This window comes from Vibrio sp. 10N.237.312.B06, assembly GCF_041464685.1.
GTDB lineage: Bacteria > Pseudomonadota > Gammaproteobacteria > Enterobacterales > Vibrionaceae > Vibrio > Vibrio tasmaniensis_A.
Genome location: NZ_JBFSPI010000055.1, coordinates 1 through 16,108, shown reverse-complemented (window position 1 = coordinate 16,108; position 16,108 = coordinate 1). Strand labels below are relative to the sequence as shown.

Sequence of the window (16,108 nt, the reverse complement as noted above, 5' to 3'; positions counted from 1 at the left end):
TTTAATAACTAAAACAGTCGCTTAGGCTCACCAAAGTAATAACCTTGCAGATAATCGACACCCATTTGCTCTGCAATTTCACAAACCTGTTGGTTATGGACAAATTCGGCAACTGTTTTGGCGTTAAACACCTGACACAAGCGTACTAATTGAGAGGCGATATTCCTTTGCTTTGGGTCTTTGTCGATATTGCGAATCAAGCTACCGTCGAGCTTTATGATCTGCGGCTCAAGTTTAATGATCTCATCAATATTGGAATAACCAGAACCAAAGTCATCAACAATGATTCTCGCCCCAAGAGCACGGAAGTGATCACACACTTCTATCATGCGGCCATAATCTTTGATCTGTTCAGACTCGAGAACCTCTAGACCAAGTCGAGTGGGGTCGTTCATACCACTAATCGCTGACTCGAGAACTTCAAGCGTCTTATCGCTCAGTAAGTCTTGTGGGGATAGGTTGATTGAAAAAGAACTCTGCTTATTTGCCATGTAGCCAATGGTGTTTCGAATCATGTGCCGGCTAAGGCGAGTATAGAGATGCGTGTCAGCAATAATGGGTAAGAACTTACCAGGGAGTACAATGGTACCGTCCGACTCCATGATTCTGACCAAGCACTCTTGGCCAATCATTTCGTGAGTACCAGACGCCACAATCGGCTGTGAGTAGGTGATAATGTTCTGATCTAAGATTGCGCGGCTTACACAGCTCAGCCAGCCTAGTTGTTCTTTACGATCTTCCTCACTCACCTGAATGTTTTTTGCATTAGTGATGTGAGTATTGTTCCGCACCCCGTAGCGTCGAGCTTCAATCGCTTTCAACAAGATCTCATCACCGCTATCAGCTAAGAAATCACAGCGACTAGCGAAACCACCACACAGAGAAACCGAAAGGTAGTCTATGTCGGTTAATCCATATGGCTCAAAATTAATATGCTCAATACCATCAGCAAACTCGACGAAACGTTGCTCTATCTTCACGCTATCGACACTCGCGTTAAAGATAATTGCCCACTCACCGACACCAATACTGAACAGTTCAACCTTTACCTTGGATTCCTTAGCCACACTAAGGTGCAATCGGTCGACAAAATGATTCGACAGATCAAGCAGTAATTGGTCACCCACTTGATAACCGTATTTTTCGTTAACTTGATGAAAATTAGTCAGCTTCAGCGTCAACAGATGTTCATTGAATAAAATCGTATTGAGGCGTTCTTTTAATACAATACGGTTGGGTAGCCCAGTGCGAGAGTCAATACGGTAGCTTTCAGTTAAGCGACGTGCCTGTTGATGGAGTTTGTTCTCCATCTGAGTGTTCATACTGTCGAGGTCTGCGACCGCATTTCTGACTAAGTTGAGTAGTGGCGATACCGTTGAGTCTCGCTTGAAATCTTCGCAACGAAACTCATTAATCTCGTCCGACTCTCTCATCGCAATATAGGTAAGGCTGTGATGCAGTATCTCTTGGCGATCGTCGTTGCGATATAGTTCGCCCATGCAGTATGCACCACACGCGTTTACTATCCCTTCAAATGGTTTGAGCTCAAGTTTACTGTCGATAAATTCTAGTCGAGATACACAGTTATAGATGATCACAGATTCAGGCTGATGCACGGCAAGCATCTCAGCGCCGTGACGCACTTTTTCTGCGGTCAAAGAAGGATGGTTATAACAAAACTGGGCCTCTTCGCCGACATGCCAAGGGCTATCAAACTCAATACTACCATCATCATTAATACGTAGAGGCGTCGAGATGCACTTCTTTCTGCCGAGCTCTCGATACAGGGGGAAGCTCATCAACTGACTAAAAGGGAGATCTTTACCATCAGCAAGGTAATGTTTGAACACCTCGATAGCCGGCTTGTCATTCAACGCATATAAACGATTTCCAACTGCGTGTGTCACTCGCAATTTCATCCCAATAGGATTCCACTCAGAATACGCGTCCGACCAAATCTTTAAGCTAGGGTTAGTCAATGCAACCGCAACACAAGCATGTTGGTAGGTTTGCTCATTATGCATAACCCAACGGCCATATTCATTCTCGTGGCACAGCCCACCAGCAACTGGTAATGCGTAAGGTAAACTCTCAAAGGCGCTATAAATAGGATAGTCACGCCCTTCAACCTGATCGCACAAGCTGATAACCGTTTTGGTTTCTTCTGTAAGGTTTAATTGAGAAGCGAGATCTTGGCTGTCTTGATTTGGGTTTCCGGTAAACGTCTGAACTGTAGACGTTAAATGGGTATCGTTAAATTCACTGACGACGACCAAGGTACATTCATGCTTCAGGCTGTTATCACAGATAACATAACGGGCGCTCTGACCGATTAACGTCGCATGCCCTATGCGATTGAGGGCTGCATTGGCAATTCGACGAGCGATATCAGAGGACTGAGCAGAGAAAATTTGAATAAGGTACTGTTTGCTGTCACACCACTCTCGCTGATCAAATTGAGACTTAAATAACTCCTCAGTATTTGCGAGAAATGTAAATGTTTGCATGCCAACCCTTGTTCGAAATCGAGTGAAATGAGAACCCGCACTACTATGAATCAAAAATTTCGATCAAAAGTAGTCGCCAATTATCCTAGCCTAAACAGGCATTTAATTGTGACTAATGTAACAATTCAATATCATAAATGCGACACATTAAGCTTACTACGGCCATTAAGTTAATCGCATAAGATCACTAAGTTGCTCTATTTCAACATCAGGCAGCACTGTTGCCTTAGGGAAATCATATAAATTGGAACCAGTATCATTAAACCAGCATGCTTGGAAACCATTTGTCTTCGCTCCATAGACATCGGTTCTAAGATGGTCACCAACATGGAGAATATTCTCAGCGTCACAATTTAGGTATTGCTGAGCTCTATCAAACATATCTGGGTAGGGTTTTGCTCTGCCGTCAGGACCGGCTTTAAGGATTAATTGGAAGTACTGCCCCAAGCCAATTTTATGTGGGTCGACATTGCCATTAGTAATCGCAACTAAAGGAATACGTTGGCTCAGCTCAGCCATCACTCGATGCGTTTCTTGTGGCACATCCACCTGATTTCGCAGCCACAAGGCGTGTTCTATGCCTTCACGAGCCGCTTGTTCTGCTTGCTGCTGAGAATACCCCAGTTGTAACAAACCACGCTTAATCTGTGTTTCTCGCCACACGGTGACATCATGCTTTAACGCTGGGTTTTCAGAGGCGACTTGCTGTTTGATACCTTGCCACTCTTCTAACGAAAGAGAAGCAGACACAGGATGCTTTTGATAAAGCCACTGCGCCATCTCTTTCTCAACCTTCATGATCACAGGCCAGTTGTCGTACAAGGTATCATCCAAATCAAAGGTCATGGCTTTGATGGGCTTTAACCCTCGATAAATTCGCATAGTTAAACCTTTAATCTAATCTTTATTCTTCTTACGAGCTCTTGGATGAGCTTGGTCATAAGCTTGTGCTAAATGTTGGAAATCTAAGTGAGTGTACACTTGGGTTGTCGAGATGTTTTCATGCCCGAGCAACTCTTGAACCGCACGAAGGTTTTGGCTCGACTCCAGTACATGCGTTGCAAAGGAGTGACGCAGTTTATGCGGGCTGATGTGACTCGCGACAGATTGCTTCTTGCCCCACTCTTCCATGCGCTTTTGCACGCTGCGATGAGAGATACGAGTCCCTAACTTCGAGACAAACAGTGCAGGCTCACCCGGCGAAGCGAGTTCACCACGAACTTTGAGCCATTTATCAACCCACTCTTTCGCTAAACCAGAAAAAGGCGCTTTGCGTTCTTTGTCGCCTTTACCAATCACTCGGATTTCGCCTTGTCGACCCAATACATCTTTAAGATTGATACCGACCAGCTCAGCCAAACGTAATCCAGCACCATACATCACTTCCATCATCGCTCGGTCACGAATTGACAGTGGGTCGTCCTCATTCACATCAAGCAACTGACCGACTTCATCAACATCGAGGTTTTTAGGCAAAGGACGTTGTTTACGAGGTGCTGAAACCCCTTTAGCAGGATTGGCGGTCATTTCGCCACGCAAGACAAGGAAATCAAAGAAGCTGCGCAGTGACGATAAACGAGTCGCAATACTGCTCGCTTTCATTCCTTCGCGCATGCCTTTACTTGCAAGTTGTCTTACCCACGCCGCATCGACTTGTCCCCAGTCCGTTAGTCCCAGAGTGACTAAATGAGCGGCCATGGTTTCAAGTTGTTGTTTGTAGTTACGTTGGGTGTGTAAGCTGAGTCCCTTCTCACTTCTAAGATATTCATAGAAGCGAGAAAGCGGCTTTTGAAGGCTGTTAGGAAGAGGTATTTTGGGCTCTAGGCTCATTATTTATCTGCCAAGGTAAGGTGTCCGCCAAATGAGCGACAACAAGTGCTAAATGGCGTAAAAAGAGCGTGTCCATATGAGGCTGGAAATGTCCGCCATCTTCACTAGAAAAAGCGAGTACACCCAGTGGAGATCGCTTAGCAAGGGGTAGCACTACATAAGAGCCTAGCTCTGGAACTGGATAATCACCAAACAAATCGTGTCTGTCTGCCTTTCTCAATCGCCCTAGATAAGCATCTTTGCCATTGAAATGGTTAAGTGAAAATTTAGAGTAACGCTCTTCATTCAGCTGATAAAAACCTAATTGTGAGAGAACTCGTACATGAGCCTTAAGCCCTAGTTCCAACGCTTTTTGTTCAACAGCCTTGATAACCTGAATGAAGTCACTGCATTTCAACACTTGAGTTTGCAGATCCATGAATTCATAGAAAGTTTTATCGTTATTCGCCGCTAGTGACATCAGGCCAGTGATCTCTTCTTCCAGCTCTTCGATTCTATGACGCTGACGTTTAAGCTGAATCTCAACCAGAGAAACAGCGCCCTGCTCAACATTATTAATAGCTAGGCGATCAACCAAATCTTTCCTGTTTTGAAAGAAATCTGGGTTATCACGTAAATATTCCGCAACCACCTCTGCAGTCAGAGTGTCGCCTTCAACGTAAGACAAAACCTATCCTTTATTTTTTATAAATCTATTTGTTATATCGTTATTAGCAAGAAAGCTGACCATCAAACACATGCGTTGCTGGGCCAGTCATCAACAGAGGTTTCCCAGGGCCTTGCCAGCTAATGTGTAAGTCACCACCAGGTAGACGAACCTTCACATTCTCAGCCAGTAAGCCTTGTGTTATACCAACAGCAACTGCACCACATGCGCCACTGCCACACGCCTGAGTTTCACCCGCACCACGTTCGTAGACGCGCAAGCGAACCTCTTCACGGTTAACCACTTGCATAAAGCCAGCATTAACACGCTCAGGAAAACGTTCGTGAGATTCAAGCAGCGGACCTAAGGTATCCACATCTGCTGTATCGACGTCATCAACTACGGTAACCACATGTGGGTTACCCATGCTAACAGCACCACAGAACAAGGTATGTACATCCGTTCTTAGGATATACGTCTTTTCTGGCTGCTTCGCCTTAAATGGAATCTTGCCCGGTTCGAACTCAGGAATACCCATGTTGACAGTGATTAAATCATTGTCTTCAATCTTAAGAACCATTTTCCCTTTCTTAGTGCTCACGTTGATGCTGTACTTATTCGTTAAGCCTTTCATGCGAACGAATCGAGCAAAACAACGTGCACCATTGCCACACTGCTCCACTTCACTGCCATCTGCATTAAATATGCGGTAATGGAAGTCAGTTTCAGGATCATAGGGAGCTTCAACTACAAGTAGCTGGTCGAAACCCACACCAGTGTGACGATCCGCCAAACGACGGATCAAATCTGGAGAAAAGAAAATATTTTGAGTAATGCAGTCCACGACCATGAAATCATTGCCCAAACCATGCATTTTAGAAAAGTGGAAGTGCATAACGCTTAAAATTACTCCGGAAGAATGTTTTCAAGTTCCCACAGACTCGTAAGCTCTTCACGCTGACGAACCAAATGAGTTTTAGCGCCATCAACCATCACTTCTGCCGCACGCGAACGAGTGTTGTAGTTGGATGACATTGCGAAGCCATAAGCACCTGCTGAACGAACAGCCAATAAGTCGCCCTCTTCAAGAACAAGGTCACGATCTTTACCTAGGAAGTCACCCGTTTCACATATAGGGCCAACTAAATCGTAAGTCACAGCTTCACCCTGACGTGGGCTAACTGGAACAATATCTTGCCAAGCTTGGTAAAGTGCAGGGCGCATCAGGTCGTTCATTGCCGCATCGATAATGGCAAAGTTCTTATACTCTGTTGGCTTAAGGAACTCGACTTTTGTTAATAATACACCAGCGTTAGCCGCAATCGCTCTTCCAGGCTCGAAAATCAGCTCTAGATCAGAATGATTGTCTAGTCGCGCCAACAAGGCTTTCGCGTAGTCAGAAGGCTGTGGTGGTAATTCATCACGATAAACCACCCCCAAACCACCGCCAACATCAAGATGCTTGATGTTGATATCGTTAGCTCGTAGTTGGTCGATCAACGCAAGCAAGCGATCAGTGGCATCGATGAAAGGTTCGATATCCGTTAACTGAGAGCCGATATGGCAATCAATACCATGGATAGACAAGTTATCGAGTGTTTTAGCAAACGCATAAACAGCAGGAGCACGATCGAAGGCGATACCAAACTTGTTATCACGCAGACCCGTAGAGATATAAGGGTGAGTATTGGCATCAACATCAGGGTTGATTCTCAGTGAAATCGGCGCTTTAACTCCAAGTTCACCGGCCACTTTATTCAGTCGCTCCAGTTCTGGCTCAGACTCTACGTTGAAACATTTAATGTTCAACTCAAGCGCTCGCTTCATTTCTGCGGCTGTTTTGCCGACACCAGAGAAAACAACTTTCGCCGGATCGCCACCAGCAGCAACCACACGCTCTAGCTCACCACCAGAAACGATGTCAAAACCAGAACCCAAACGAGCCAAGGTATTCAACACGCCTAGATTCGAGTTAGCTTTAACGGCGTAACACACCAAATGCGGGTGCTCACCTACCGATGAGTCAAACGCGTTCCAGTGACGTTCTAATGTGGCACGAGAATATACATACAGCGGTGTACCATATTGCTCTGCTAGTTGTGAAAGTGCGACGTCCTCAGCCCAAAGCTGGCCATCTTCCTGATAGTTGAAGTAATCCAAAGTTCTTATCCCTTATAAATAACGATTTCTGCGTTTTTCACTTATTGTGATTGTTCAGTCTGTTGAACTTCATCAGGATCATACAAAGGACCCGTTTGACCACAACCAGAAAGTCCAATAACGGACACCATAAACAAAGCGGTAATTAGTTTTTTCATTTTGCACATCGTGATTATTAACTCAATGCCCCCTATAATCGCACCACACTCAGGAAAAGCAATAGGATAGAAAGGATGAACGAGACTGAATTTCATAAGCTGGTCGATATACAGATGCAAAACATCGAAGAAGCGATCGATGAATCAGAGGCAGATATTGATTATGAAGTGACTGGTAACGTAATGACATTGGAGTTTGAAAACCGCAGCCAAATTATCATCAATCGCCAAGAACCAATGCGTGAGATCTGGTTAGCGTCTAAATCTGGCGGCTTTCACTTCAAGCTAGTTGACGACAAGTGGACATGTTCAAAGACGGGCATGGCGTTGTTTGAGATGGTCAAAGAAGAGTGCGAAAAGCACGCAGATGAAGAGATTAATTGGGTCTAATCATTTGTAAGCAAAACTAAAAAGGAGTGAATCAATCACTCCTTTTTTAATATCAATCAGTCTTGGTAAGACTAGATATTGACTATCTTTGAGCTCCGAGAAGCTAAAGTCGCATCGTTACGATATGGCACCACATAAGAGTTACCTTCTTCAGGGTGAACAATTTGGTAGTACTGAGGTAGGTTAAAGTTAATCAACTTAGACGACACCTTCGACTCATCTTTTACTGAAGTGTAGAAAGAATTCACGCTTGCGATCATCTCATCTTTTTCACCGCTGTACTGGTGATACACCTCAACCTGATTCGACTCGTCCAATACATAAATATTGAAACCTTTGTCGGTATCCTCAAAGAAAAATTGAATTAAACCTTCACTCGCAAAACCATCAACCACTTCTGGTAGCTGATACTCTTGCTCTTTATCGAGCATCAGTAAAGGTGAGCCCTTCAGCTTATTCGTCGAGATACTACGATAGAAATCGACCGAGTTTTCCAACATCTGTACCGATACACCACGACGTTCAAAGAACAGACCAAACATTTTGTTTGCCAGGCGAATAGCCTTAAATCGGCGGCGTTTCTCTGGCTCAATCGGTTTTAATCGCAAGTCGATACACTCGGCAAGCAGTTGATACACCATATTACGCATCACACCGCGTAGGTTTTTGCTGTAACAGAACACATCGACCGACTCTGGCGGCAACGCATCCTGGTGCATTTTACCCAGTACCGTCTTCAGCGCGTCCAACATCGCGGTTTCGCCTTGGAAATGAAGTGTACGAACTTCATGCCAAGAGTTCCGATAAACCAGATCAACACTACCGACTAAGCTCTTACCTTCTTCACCAAAACTGAAAATATCGGCATTCTTAAGATCCACTTTTAATGCGCGACCACTTAATTCAGACGTCGGGTCATTTTCAAAGTTGATGAACATCGCCAGTTGGCTTATCTCACACGGGCTCGCCAGTGCCTGCATACTCGGACGACGCTTACGCAAAGAGAAGGTATTACGTAGATCGCTCACCATTTGATAAAATTTATCGATATCAATATGAGCATCTCGAACCACAGAGTGCAAACGCGTCGACTCTGTAATTAGGCCATTAAAGAACGACCAAGCAACCAATTTACTCAAGTACTCATGGTGTTCAAGTGAAGGCTGACCGAGAATGCGATGTGCAATCAAAGGCTGTTTGTACAAGTACCAACCTGCTTTATTTGACTGACCCTGACGAACTTCGATAAAGCTCAAATCTGGCTCATGGAGATCCGGGGATATTTGTGGATTCAGTAGCGTCACTTTGCCTGGTAACACCTCAAACGCAGCATAAAGCTTACGTGCCAAGATACTGATATCTTGCGGGCTGATAGCTGAAGTGATGTCGTTGCGACGTGCAAATTGAATCAGATTACGATAGCTCAGCATCAAGGCATCAAGCAGCGCATGGTGTACCACTTTAACCTGCTCAACCTTCCAGTTACGGCGATTGTCGAGCTCAGCAATGGTTTCATGTCCCCAGTTCCAAGATTTAGTCATCTCGGTTAAGGCTTCACGACGCCATGCGACAGAACCAATACCCGCATCTCGTGACAACTTCTCGTGGGTTTTAAGATAGAAGCAGCGTCTCACCAAATCCAATCGAGTATGGTCGTTGATACGTTCTAGGTAGCGAGTGACCTTTTCAAGCATCAGATAGTAGCTATCCATGCCATACAGATCAGGTTCATCTGCGAAGAAACGACGCTTGGTGTCAATACTAAGAAGCTGGGTGTTTGGGTATTCCCATGAATAAGCTTCTAACAGGATCGCCTTCAACACCGATTTATACGGTGAGTCGATACTCTTATAGAGCTGCCATAGGTTTGAACCAAAGTACTCTTCAGCAGGAATACTGTTCAGCTTGCCGAAATCGATCCACTGCGAGCAATCAAGATAACCATCGTTACATAAACCTTGGACATACTCGTCGTAGCACTCCTCCATTTCTGGCGGGATGATTTGCCACAACAAACGCTGGCCAGCCAAACGAACGGCTGAGCGGTAGAACTCATCAAGCAGTAGTAAGTGCTGTGAAGAACCACAGTTATCACCGGTCATCTCTTCAGAATGATTCGAGCGGAAACGCTCTTCATCCATCAAAAAGAAGTTCGCTTCAACCCCTAAGGTTTCAGCCCAATCAGTAATAAGCAGGCATTTATTGGTCAGGCTATCGCGAGATGCGCCATCCATATCTGGAGATACACACACCCAGATATCAAGATCACTTGAGGTACTTTGACCAATAGACGAAGTACTACCCATGGTGTACAAACCCAAGATTGCTGGTTCAGCGGCCTCGGTAAGTTTTCCGCCCAGAGTTAATTCAGTATCAGAGACAAATTGCTTTTGGAATTCATTGAGCGTGAAGCTACGAATTCCAAAAGGAACTTGTTGGTCATAATAACCAGGCATCATCGGGTGATTGAAGTGAAGCAGCGCGGGGATAAGGTTAAAAACTCGCTGGCCCTGCACATTCATCAACGCCAACGCACGATCAATGCGCTGCTGATTTAGATTGTCTAATCGTTGAATCAAAGTTTGAGTGTAAGCCTGCAAGGTAAGTCCTTGGTTTGAGATTAAGTGTACTTCTGTTTAGTTACTGAACGAAAGCAGCAACAAAACGTGATCAATTTAACACTTTTACCCTTATCGGTAAAGCAAAGGACGCCGTCATACTTACGAATCCCTTGATGACTGAAAGTAAAACTCGCGGCGCCGTAGTGTCCTCTTTATTGACTATTTCTAATAATAGCCCATGTTTCAAATGAGATACCAATCACACTATTTTGGTGAACTCATGAAATTCCCTCTGCTATCAAAGTATCGAATGATCAAACAGTAAGAATTTTCGCCTCACAATGGTAGGATTAGCCTATTACAGAACCTATATCGGAAACACCATGACAAATTCAGCACCAATCCGTATCGCGACCAGAAAAAGCCCTCTTGCCCTTTGGCAGGCATACTTTGTAAGGGATGCACTGCAAGCTGCTCACCCTGGTTTAGAGGTTGAGTTGGTAACTATGGTGACCAAAGGTGACATCATCCTAGACACGCCACTTGCTAAAGTAGGCGGTAAAGGGCTATTCGTTAAAGAACTTGAAGTAGCAATGCTAGAAGGTCGTGCTGACCTAGCGGTTCACTCAATGAAAGACGTACCAGTCGACTTCCCTGAAGGTCTAGGTCTAGTAACGATTTGTGAGCGCGAAGATCCTCGTGATGCTTTCGTATCAAATACTTACAACAACATCGATGAGTTACCACAAGGTGCTGTCGTAGGTACCTGCAGCCTGCGTCGTCAATGTCAGTTGCTAGAATACCGCCCAGATCTCATCATCAAAGAACTGCGTGGCAATGTGGGGACTCGTCTAGGTAAACTCGATGATGGTCAATACGATGCTATCGTGCTGGCGGCAGCTGGCCTTAAGCGATTAGAGCTAGAAGAGCGTATCCGTAGCTTTATCGAACCTGAACAGTCTCTACCTGCTGTAGGGCAAGGCGCTGTTGGTATTGAGTGTCGTCTAGATGATGAACGTCTAATCAAGCTTCTTGAGCCACTGAACCACAAAGACACAGCCGATCGTGTGCTATGCGAACGTGCAATGAACCTAACTCTAGAAGGTGGTTGTCAGGTTCCTATCGGTAGCTATTCATTATTAGATGGCGATAATATCTGGCTACGTGCATTAGTAGGCGAACCAGATGGTTCTAAAATGGTTCGTGGTGAGATCTCTGGCCTTCGCAAAGATGCAGAAGCACTTGGCGTTACTCTGGCAAATCAATTGCTGGATGATGGCGCGAGAGAAATCTTAACCAAGCTCTACGCTGATCAAGAATAATCATGACAGTGTTGGTGACTCGTCCCGGTTCAGAGGGACAATCGCTTTGCCAACAACTAGCGGATGAAGGGATTCAAGCAATCCATCATCCGCTTATTCGTATCGTTGATAATCCACACTCATCGGATTTAAGCACCCAGCTTAATAACAGCGATATCATTATTGCAGTCAGTCACCACGCCGTGACCGCTGCCCAAAACATCCTTTCGAAAACTTCATCTATTTGGCCAACTTCGCCGCTTTATCTTGGTGTTGGTCAAAAAACTGCGCACGTTTTAAGCAAAGTCTGTAAACAAAAAGTAAACTATCCTCAAGTGAGTGATAGTGAACATCTTCTTAAACTTACTGAACTTAATGGCGTAGAAAATAAGTCCATTTTGATACTACGTGGTAATGGTGGGCGTGAGCTCATTAGAGATTATCTACTCAATCGAGGTGCACAAGTCTCTTATTGTGAGACCTACCGTAGAGAATATATTCCTATTAGCGACCACAATACCTATCAAACATGGATAAACAAAAAAACGTCCAAAGTTGTCATCACTAGTCAGGAACAATTGGAGTATCTCTGCTCAATTACCCCTGATGAGTATTTGGCTTGGCTTTCAACAAGACATCTATTTGTCCCAAGCCAGCGCATTGTAGAACGAGCACAACAACTCGGCTTCTCAAACGTGACCAATACTCACAGTGCTACGAACCAAATATTACTGGCTGCTCTCCGGCCCTAGCTAGAACAGGAAATAAGCATGACAAGCAAAAAAAATAATGAGCATATTGAACCTGAAAAGAAACAAGACACTCAGCCAGTAGTTGTTGAAAACGAAAAAGCTGACTCTACAGAGACAAAACAGCCTGAACAAAAACTTGATGCCTCTACGTCAAATACTGCTCAAAATGAACAGCCTCAAGCTAAACATAAAGAGCAAATAGAGAAAGCGGAAAAGCAAGGTAAGCGCGGTGTCAAACTAGGCGCTATTGCGATCGCTATTTCTATTATTTTCAGCGGCGGCATCGCGTTTCAAATGCAGAAAAAGAGCGCTGAGTACTCGGCTCAAATCGCTGCTCTTCAAGCACAACTGCAAAATACTCAATCTGCAGTAAATAAAGACCTACAAACCATCAAGCAAGAGACAATCCAAGAAGCATCACATGCGGTGGAGAAAACTCAAGTCGTGCAATCTCAGCAACAGAAGAGCATTCAAAGCCTACAGCTAGCGGTTGCTGATGTTAAAGGTCGCCGTCCAAATGACTGGTTGCTTGCTGAAGCTGATTACCTTGTGAAACTAGCAGGACGTAAACTGTTCCTAGAGCATGATGCCGTTAGTGCAACCAAACTAATGGAAAGCGCCGATCAACGTATCGCCGCACTGAATGACCCAAGCTTGGTCTCTCTTCGTCAATCAATGACCAATGACATTACTAAGCTTCGCACTATTCCTCTTATCGACCGTGATGGCTTAGTTCTACGCATCACAAGCCTACAACAACAAGTCGATACGCTGCCGCTTGCCAATGCGATTCTTCCAGAAGCTGCGGTTGTTGAGAAAAAAGCCGTATCGCAAGATATCAATGATTGGCAGAACAACCTGATGACGTCGATGAAAGATTTTTCAGAAAACTTCATCACATTCCGCAGTCGTGATGGTGAAGTTATTCCTCTACTCTCTCCTGAGCAACACTTTTACCTGCGTGAGAATATCAAGGGCAAACTAGAGACCGCAATTCGCGCTGTCTACAAAGAACAAGGTGATGTCTACAGTGCAGCACTACAAACAGCTAACGAATGGTCGAAGTCGTACCTAAACCAAGACAACAACTCAGTGATTGAGTTTGAGAAGGCAATTAAGCAGCTGAGCGAGCAGAATATTTCTGTGAAATATCCTGTGAAACTTGAGTCTCAAAATGAGTTATCAGACGTGATACGTGAGCGCCTACGTCGTGAAGTAACCGTTATGACCGCGGAGGAAAAATAATGATTCGTTGGATTTTTCTTTTTCTCGTTCTAGGTGCTGGGTTAATTGTTGGTACTCAGTTCTCTGGTCAACAAGGCTACGTTCTGATCTCAATTGCGAATAAGACCATTGAGATGAGCGTGACAACACTGGTTATCTTTGTCATTGCTCTTCTAGCGGCTCTATTCGGCTTAGAGTACCTATTTAAAAAGCTTATGTACGCAAGCTCGACAACTTGGAACTGGTTCAGTGTTCGTAAACTAAAGCGCTCTCGTCGTTATACCAATGAAGGCATCATCAAGCTTCTTGAAGGTGACTGGAAAGGCGCAGAGAAGAAGGTAACTCGTTGGGCTAACCACCACGACATGCCGCTACTTTGTTATTTAGTCGCTTCTCAAGCTGCTCACGAACAAGGCAATACAAGTGAGCGTGATAAGTACATTGAGCTTGCTAGCCAACAAGAGGACTCTCTATTGGCCGTTGAGCTAACGAAAGCAAAACAACAGTTCAGTGAGTCGAACTACGAAGCCGCATTCGATACACTTTCAACATTGAAAGGTTCGTACCCGAATAACACCGCCGTACTTGGCCTGCTAAAAGCCACTTACATGCAGCTTAAGCTGTGGCAGCCACTGTTAAAGCTAACGCCTAAGCTGGCTAAGAACAAGCTTCTTACACCTGATGAACAAGTTGAGCTGGAACAGAAAGCTCAATGTGGTTTGCTTCACGATGTGGCACAGCAGCAAGGTAGCGAAGGTTTAATCAGTCATTGGAATAAGCTTTCAAGAAAGCAAAAACAAAGCTCTCACCTTGTTTCTTGTTTTGTGAAGCAACTGATCGCTCGTAAAGCTGATTCAGAAGCCTTCACAGTGATTAAAGAAAACATTGCGAAGAGTGGTTCAAATGAGCTCTATATGTTGCTTCCTGAGCTAAATCTTGCCGATCACCACCCAGTAGTTGTGATGCTAGAGCGTGCTATCAGTAAAGATGGTGGCAATGCCGAAGCACACAGCGCATTGGCTCAATTCTACCTAAGAGAACAGAAGTGGGCAGAAGCACAAAGTCACTTTGAAAAAGCACTAGCACTTCGCTCAAATGTTTCAGATTACGGATACCTATCTGATGCCCTAGAGAAGCAAAACTTAACGAAAGCAGCTCACGAGGTTTCTCGTAAAGCACTCGCTCTCGTTCAACCAGCGTAATTCAAAACGACTCAAACTAAGCCGATGTCTAGCATCGGCTTTTTTGTATCTGTTATTTGCCCCTAGATAACTTCTACAACACCTATAAACCAAACTCATCGAACCCTACCCGTCCAACGCCACCAAACCTAGTGCACAAAAGTAACTATGAAATAGCGTAATAAAGCCTCCCAAACAAACGGAGAACGACACTAATTGTGTCTATATGTAGTTTTACGATTTTTATATACAAGCTCTTAGAAGAGGCTCGAGAGGTATGACGCCTGTAAGCTGAAGAGTAAAAGGAGCTCACTTTGAGAGAACACATTTAAAGATATTCACCAACAGACCGAAAGCCACGTTAAATCACGCTGAATTAGCAATTAAATGGCCATCAATATTCCAACTATAAAACGCTAAAGCCGGGGTTTCACGCAACTGCTTAATAGGTTCATCTATTAAGCAGTAGAGATATAGCAAGAGTTGCCGAACCAGCAAAACCTTGTGACTAGAGACGAGACATCTTTATCAACCAGTTAAAATTAGTAAGAAGTAAACCTCACTAAGACATTCTCTAAAGGTTAACCATTGAATCGATAGCCACAAATATCAACTAACGTAATCAAGCGCTTCTAGAAAGAGCAGGACTTTTATAATAAGTGTTGGAATATCAGAGCTCGAGCTCAACGGACAACGCTTCTACAAAACTCGAAGTTGAATAATAAGATTCATATGCCGGAAACGACGAAAGCCTAGTCGTCAGACTAGGCTTTCTAATATGTGCCGGAATAGCGTGAAGTGTAGGGTCTCGATGCCTTTACAGCACTCATACAATCTACAAGCAAAACTCTTTTCTTCAAATATAAAAAAGCCCTGCTATTTCTAGCAGGGCTTTTCTAATAAGTGGCGGAGTGGACGGGACTCGAACCCGCGACCCCCGGCGTGACAGGCCGGTATTCTAACCAACTGAACTACCACTCCGCAGTGGAATACTTGTCGTCGCTGACAAGTGTTCAAATTTAAAGCCTGGCGATGTCCTACTCTCACATGGGGAAGCCCCACACTACCATCGGCGCTATTGTGTTTCACTTCTGAGTTCGGCATGGAATCAGGTGGGTCCACAATGCTATGGTCGCCAAGCAAATTTTAAAATTCGGAAAGCTGTTAAATTCTCATCAAACTCATTCAAGGTCTGGTATATCTGAGTCCACAAAACCCCTTGGGTGTTGTATGGTTAAGCCTCACGGGCAATTAGTACAGGTTAGCTCAATGCCTCGCAGCACTTACACACCCTGCCTATCAACGTCGTAGTCTACGACAACCCTTTAGGACGCTTATAGCGTCAGGGAAAACTCATCTCAAGGCTCGCTTCCCGCTTAGATGCTTTCAGCGGTTATC

General features: G+C 44.5%; 13 protein-coding genes, 1 tRNA gene and 2 rRNA genes. 5 read left to right on the top strand and 11 right to left on the bottom strand.

The features are described from left to right. Nucleotides 1-8: 8 nt before the first annotated feature. The 7 genes from AB6C75_RS15155 to lptM all read right to left on the bottom strand — a co-directional run bounded on the left by AB6C75_RS15155 (nt 9) and on the right by lptM (nt 7,301). Entirely contained in the window at nt 9-2,507 is a 2,499-nt protein-coding gene (locus AB6C75_RS15155; protein ID WP_065679907.1) for an EAL domain-containing protein, read from the bottom strand. A gap of 165 nt (nt 2,508-2,672) precedes the next feature. Next, a complete protein-coding gene (gene yigB, locus AB6C75_RS15150; RefSeq protein WP_371728364.1) occupies nt 2,673-3,389 on the bottom strand; it encodes a 5-amino-6-(5-phospho-D-ribitylamino)uracil phosphatase YigB in 717 nt (238 codons plus the stop codon). Between the two features lie 15 nt (nt 3,390-3,404). After that, nucleotides 3,405-4,337 carry a tyrosine recombinase XerC gene (gene xerC / locus AB6C75_RS15145; protein WP_065679908.1) on the bottom strand — a complete coding sequence of 311 codons (933 nt, stop codon included), beginning with the start codon at nt 4,335-4,337 and terminating at the stop codon, nt 3,405-3,407. Continuing rightward, entirely contained in the window at nt 4,306-5,004 is a 699-nt protein-coding gene (locus AB6C75_RS15140) for a DUF484 family protein (RefSeq protein ID WP_012605049.1), read from the bottom strand. Before AB6C75_RS15140 ends, xerC begins: the two co-directional genes overlap by 32 nt. Before the next feature lie 43 nt (nt 5,005-5,047). Next, complete coding sequence (dapF, locus tag AB6C75_RS15135) at nt 5,048-5,878, bottom strand: diaminopimelate epimerase (protein ID WP_009848210.1); 831 nt, start codon at nt 5,876-5,878, stop codon at nt 5,048-5,050. Nucleotides 5,879-5,889: 11 nt separating this feature from the next. Then, the gene (gene lysA, locus AB6C75_RS15130; RefSeq protein WP_372108080.1) at nt 5,890-7,143 is read right to left on the bottom strand and encodes a diaminopimelate decarboxylase; all 1,254 of its coding nucleotides are present in this window, start codon (nt 7,141-7,143) and stop codon (nt 5,890-5,892) included. A gap of 41 nt (nt 7,144-7,184) precedes the next feature. Continuing rightward, on the bottom strand, nt 7,185-7,301 hold the full coding sequence (gene lptM, locus AB6C75_RS23600) for a lipoprotein (protein ID WP_407829960.1): 117 nt from the start codon (nt 7,299-7,301) through the stop codon (nt 7,185-7,187). Between the two features lie 75 nt (nt 7,302-7,376). Between lptM and cyaY the strand changes: the two genes are divergently transcribed. Further along, complete coding sequence (gene cyaY, locus AB6C75_RS15120; RefSeq protein WP_009848207.1) at nt 7,377-7,691, top strand: iron donor protein CyaY; 315 nt, start codon at nt 7,377-7,379, stop codon at nt 7,689-7,691. A 71-nt stretch (nt 7,692-7,762) separates the two neighbouring features. Here cyaY and AB6C75_RS15115 read toward each other — a convergent pair whose 3' ends face one another. Then, nucleotides 7,763-10,291 carry a class I adenylate cyclase gene (locus AB6C75_RS15115; protein WP_009848206.1) on the bottom strand — a complete coding sequence of 843 codons (2,529 nt, stop codon included), beginning with the start codon at nt 10,289-10,291 and terminating at the stop codon, nt 7,763-7,765. Between the two features lie 344 nt (nt 10,292-10,635). Here AB6C75_RS15115 and hemC point away from each other — a divergent pair, with 344 nt between their 5' ends. From hemC to AB6C75_RS15095, 4 genes are read left to right on the top strand one after another with little or no spacing between them, the layout of a single operon-like run. Then, nucleotides 10,636-11,574, top strand: coding sequence for a hydroxymethylbilane synthase (gene hemC, locus AB6C75_RS15110; RefSeq protein WP_009848205.1), 939 nt, complete (start codon nt 10,636-10,638; stop codon nt 11,572-11,574). Nucleotides 11,575-11,576: 2 nt separating this feature from the next. Continuing rightward, nucleotides 11,577-12,305: a uroporphyrinogen-III synthase gene (locus AB6C75_RS15105; protein WP_372108079.1), complete on the top strand. Its 729-nt coding sequence runs from the start codon at nt 11,577-11,579 to the stop codon at nt 12,303-12,305. A gap of 18 nt (nt 12,306-12,323) precedes the next feature. After that, nucleotides 12,324-13,550, top strand: a complete 1,227-nt coding sequence (locus AB6C75_RS15100) for a uroporphyrinogen-III C-methyltransferase (RefSeq protein WP_372108078.1) — start codon at nt 12,324-12,326, stop codon at nt 13,548-13,550. After that, nucleotides 13,550-14,731 carry a heme biosynthesis protein HemY gene (locus tag AB6C75_RS15095; RefSeq protein ID WP_372108077.1) on the top strand — a complete coding sequence of 394 codons (1,182 nt, stop codon included), beginning with the start codon at nt 13,550-13,552 and terminating at the stop codon, nt 14,729-14,731. The genes AB6C75_RS15100 and AB6C75_RS15095 overlap by 1 nt, the downstream gene beginning before the upstream one ends. 883 nt (nt 14,732-15,614) lie before the next feature. Here the strand turns inward: AB6C75_RS15095 and AB6C75_RS15090 are convergent. The 3 genes from AB6C75_RS15090 to AB6C75_RS15080 form a co-directional block, all read right to left on the bottom strand. Next, nucleotides 15,615-15,691: transfer RNA gene (locus AB6C75_RS15090), tRNA-Asp, on the bottom strand. Between the two features lie 43 nt (nt 15,692-15,734). After that, nucleotides 15,735-15,850: ribosomal RNA gene (gene rrf, locus AB6C75_RS15085) — 5S ribosomal RNA — on the bottom strand. 90 nt (nt 15,851-15,940) lie between these two features. Continuing rightward, nucleotides 15,941-16,108 (bottom strand): 23S ribosomal RNA (locus AB6C75_RS15080); the annotation flags it as partial.

Excerpts from the sequence above, each read along its gene's own strand:
- AB6C75_RS15155 (WP_065679907.1), bottom strand. The coding sequence starts at position 2,507 with ATGCAAACATTTACATTTCTCGCAAATACTGAGGAGTTATTTAAGTCT.
- yigB (WP_371728364.1), bottom strand. The coding sequence starts at position 3,389 with ATGCGAATTTATCGAGGGTTAAAGCCCATCAAAGCCATGACCTTTGAT.
- xerC (WP_065679908.1), bottom strand. The coding sequence starts at position 4,337 with ATGAGCCTAGAGCCCAAAATACCTCTTCCTAACAGCCTTCAAAAGCCG.
- dapF (WP_009848210.1), bottom strand. The coding sequence starts at position 5,878 with ATGCACTTCCACTTTTCTAAAATGCATGGTTTGGGCAATGATTTCATG.
- lptM (WP_407829960.1), bottom strand. The coding sequence starts at position 7,301 with ATGAAAAAACTAATTACCGCTTTGTTTATGGTGTCCGTTATTGGACTT.
- cyaY (WP_009848207.1), top strand. The coding sequence starts at position 7,377 with ATGAACGAGACTGAATTTCATAAGCTGGTCGATATACAGATGCAAAAC.
- hemC (WP_009848205.1), top strand. The coding sequence starts at position 10,636 with ATGACAAATTCAGCACCAATCCGTATCGCGACCAGAAAAAGCCCTCTT.
- AB6C75_RS15105 (WP_372108079.1), top strand. The coding sequence starts at position 11,577 with ATGACAGTGTTGGTGACTCGTCCCGGTTCAGAGGGACAATCGCTTTGC.
- AB6C75_RS15100 (WP_372108078.1), top strand. The coding sequence starts at position 12,324 with ATGACAAGCAAAAAAAATAATGAGCATATTGAACCTGAAAAGAAACAA.
- AB6C75_RS15095 (WP_372108077.1), top strand. The coding sequence starts at position 13,550 with ATGATTCGTTGGATTTTTCTTTTTCTCGTTCTAGGTGCTGGGTTAATT.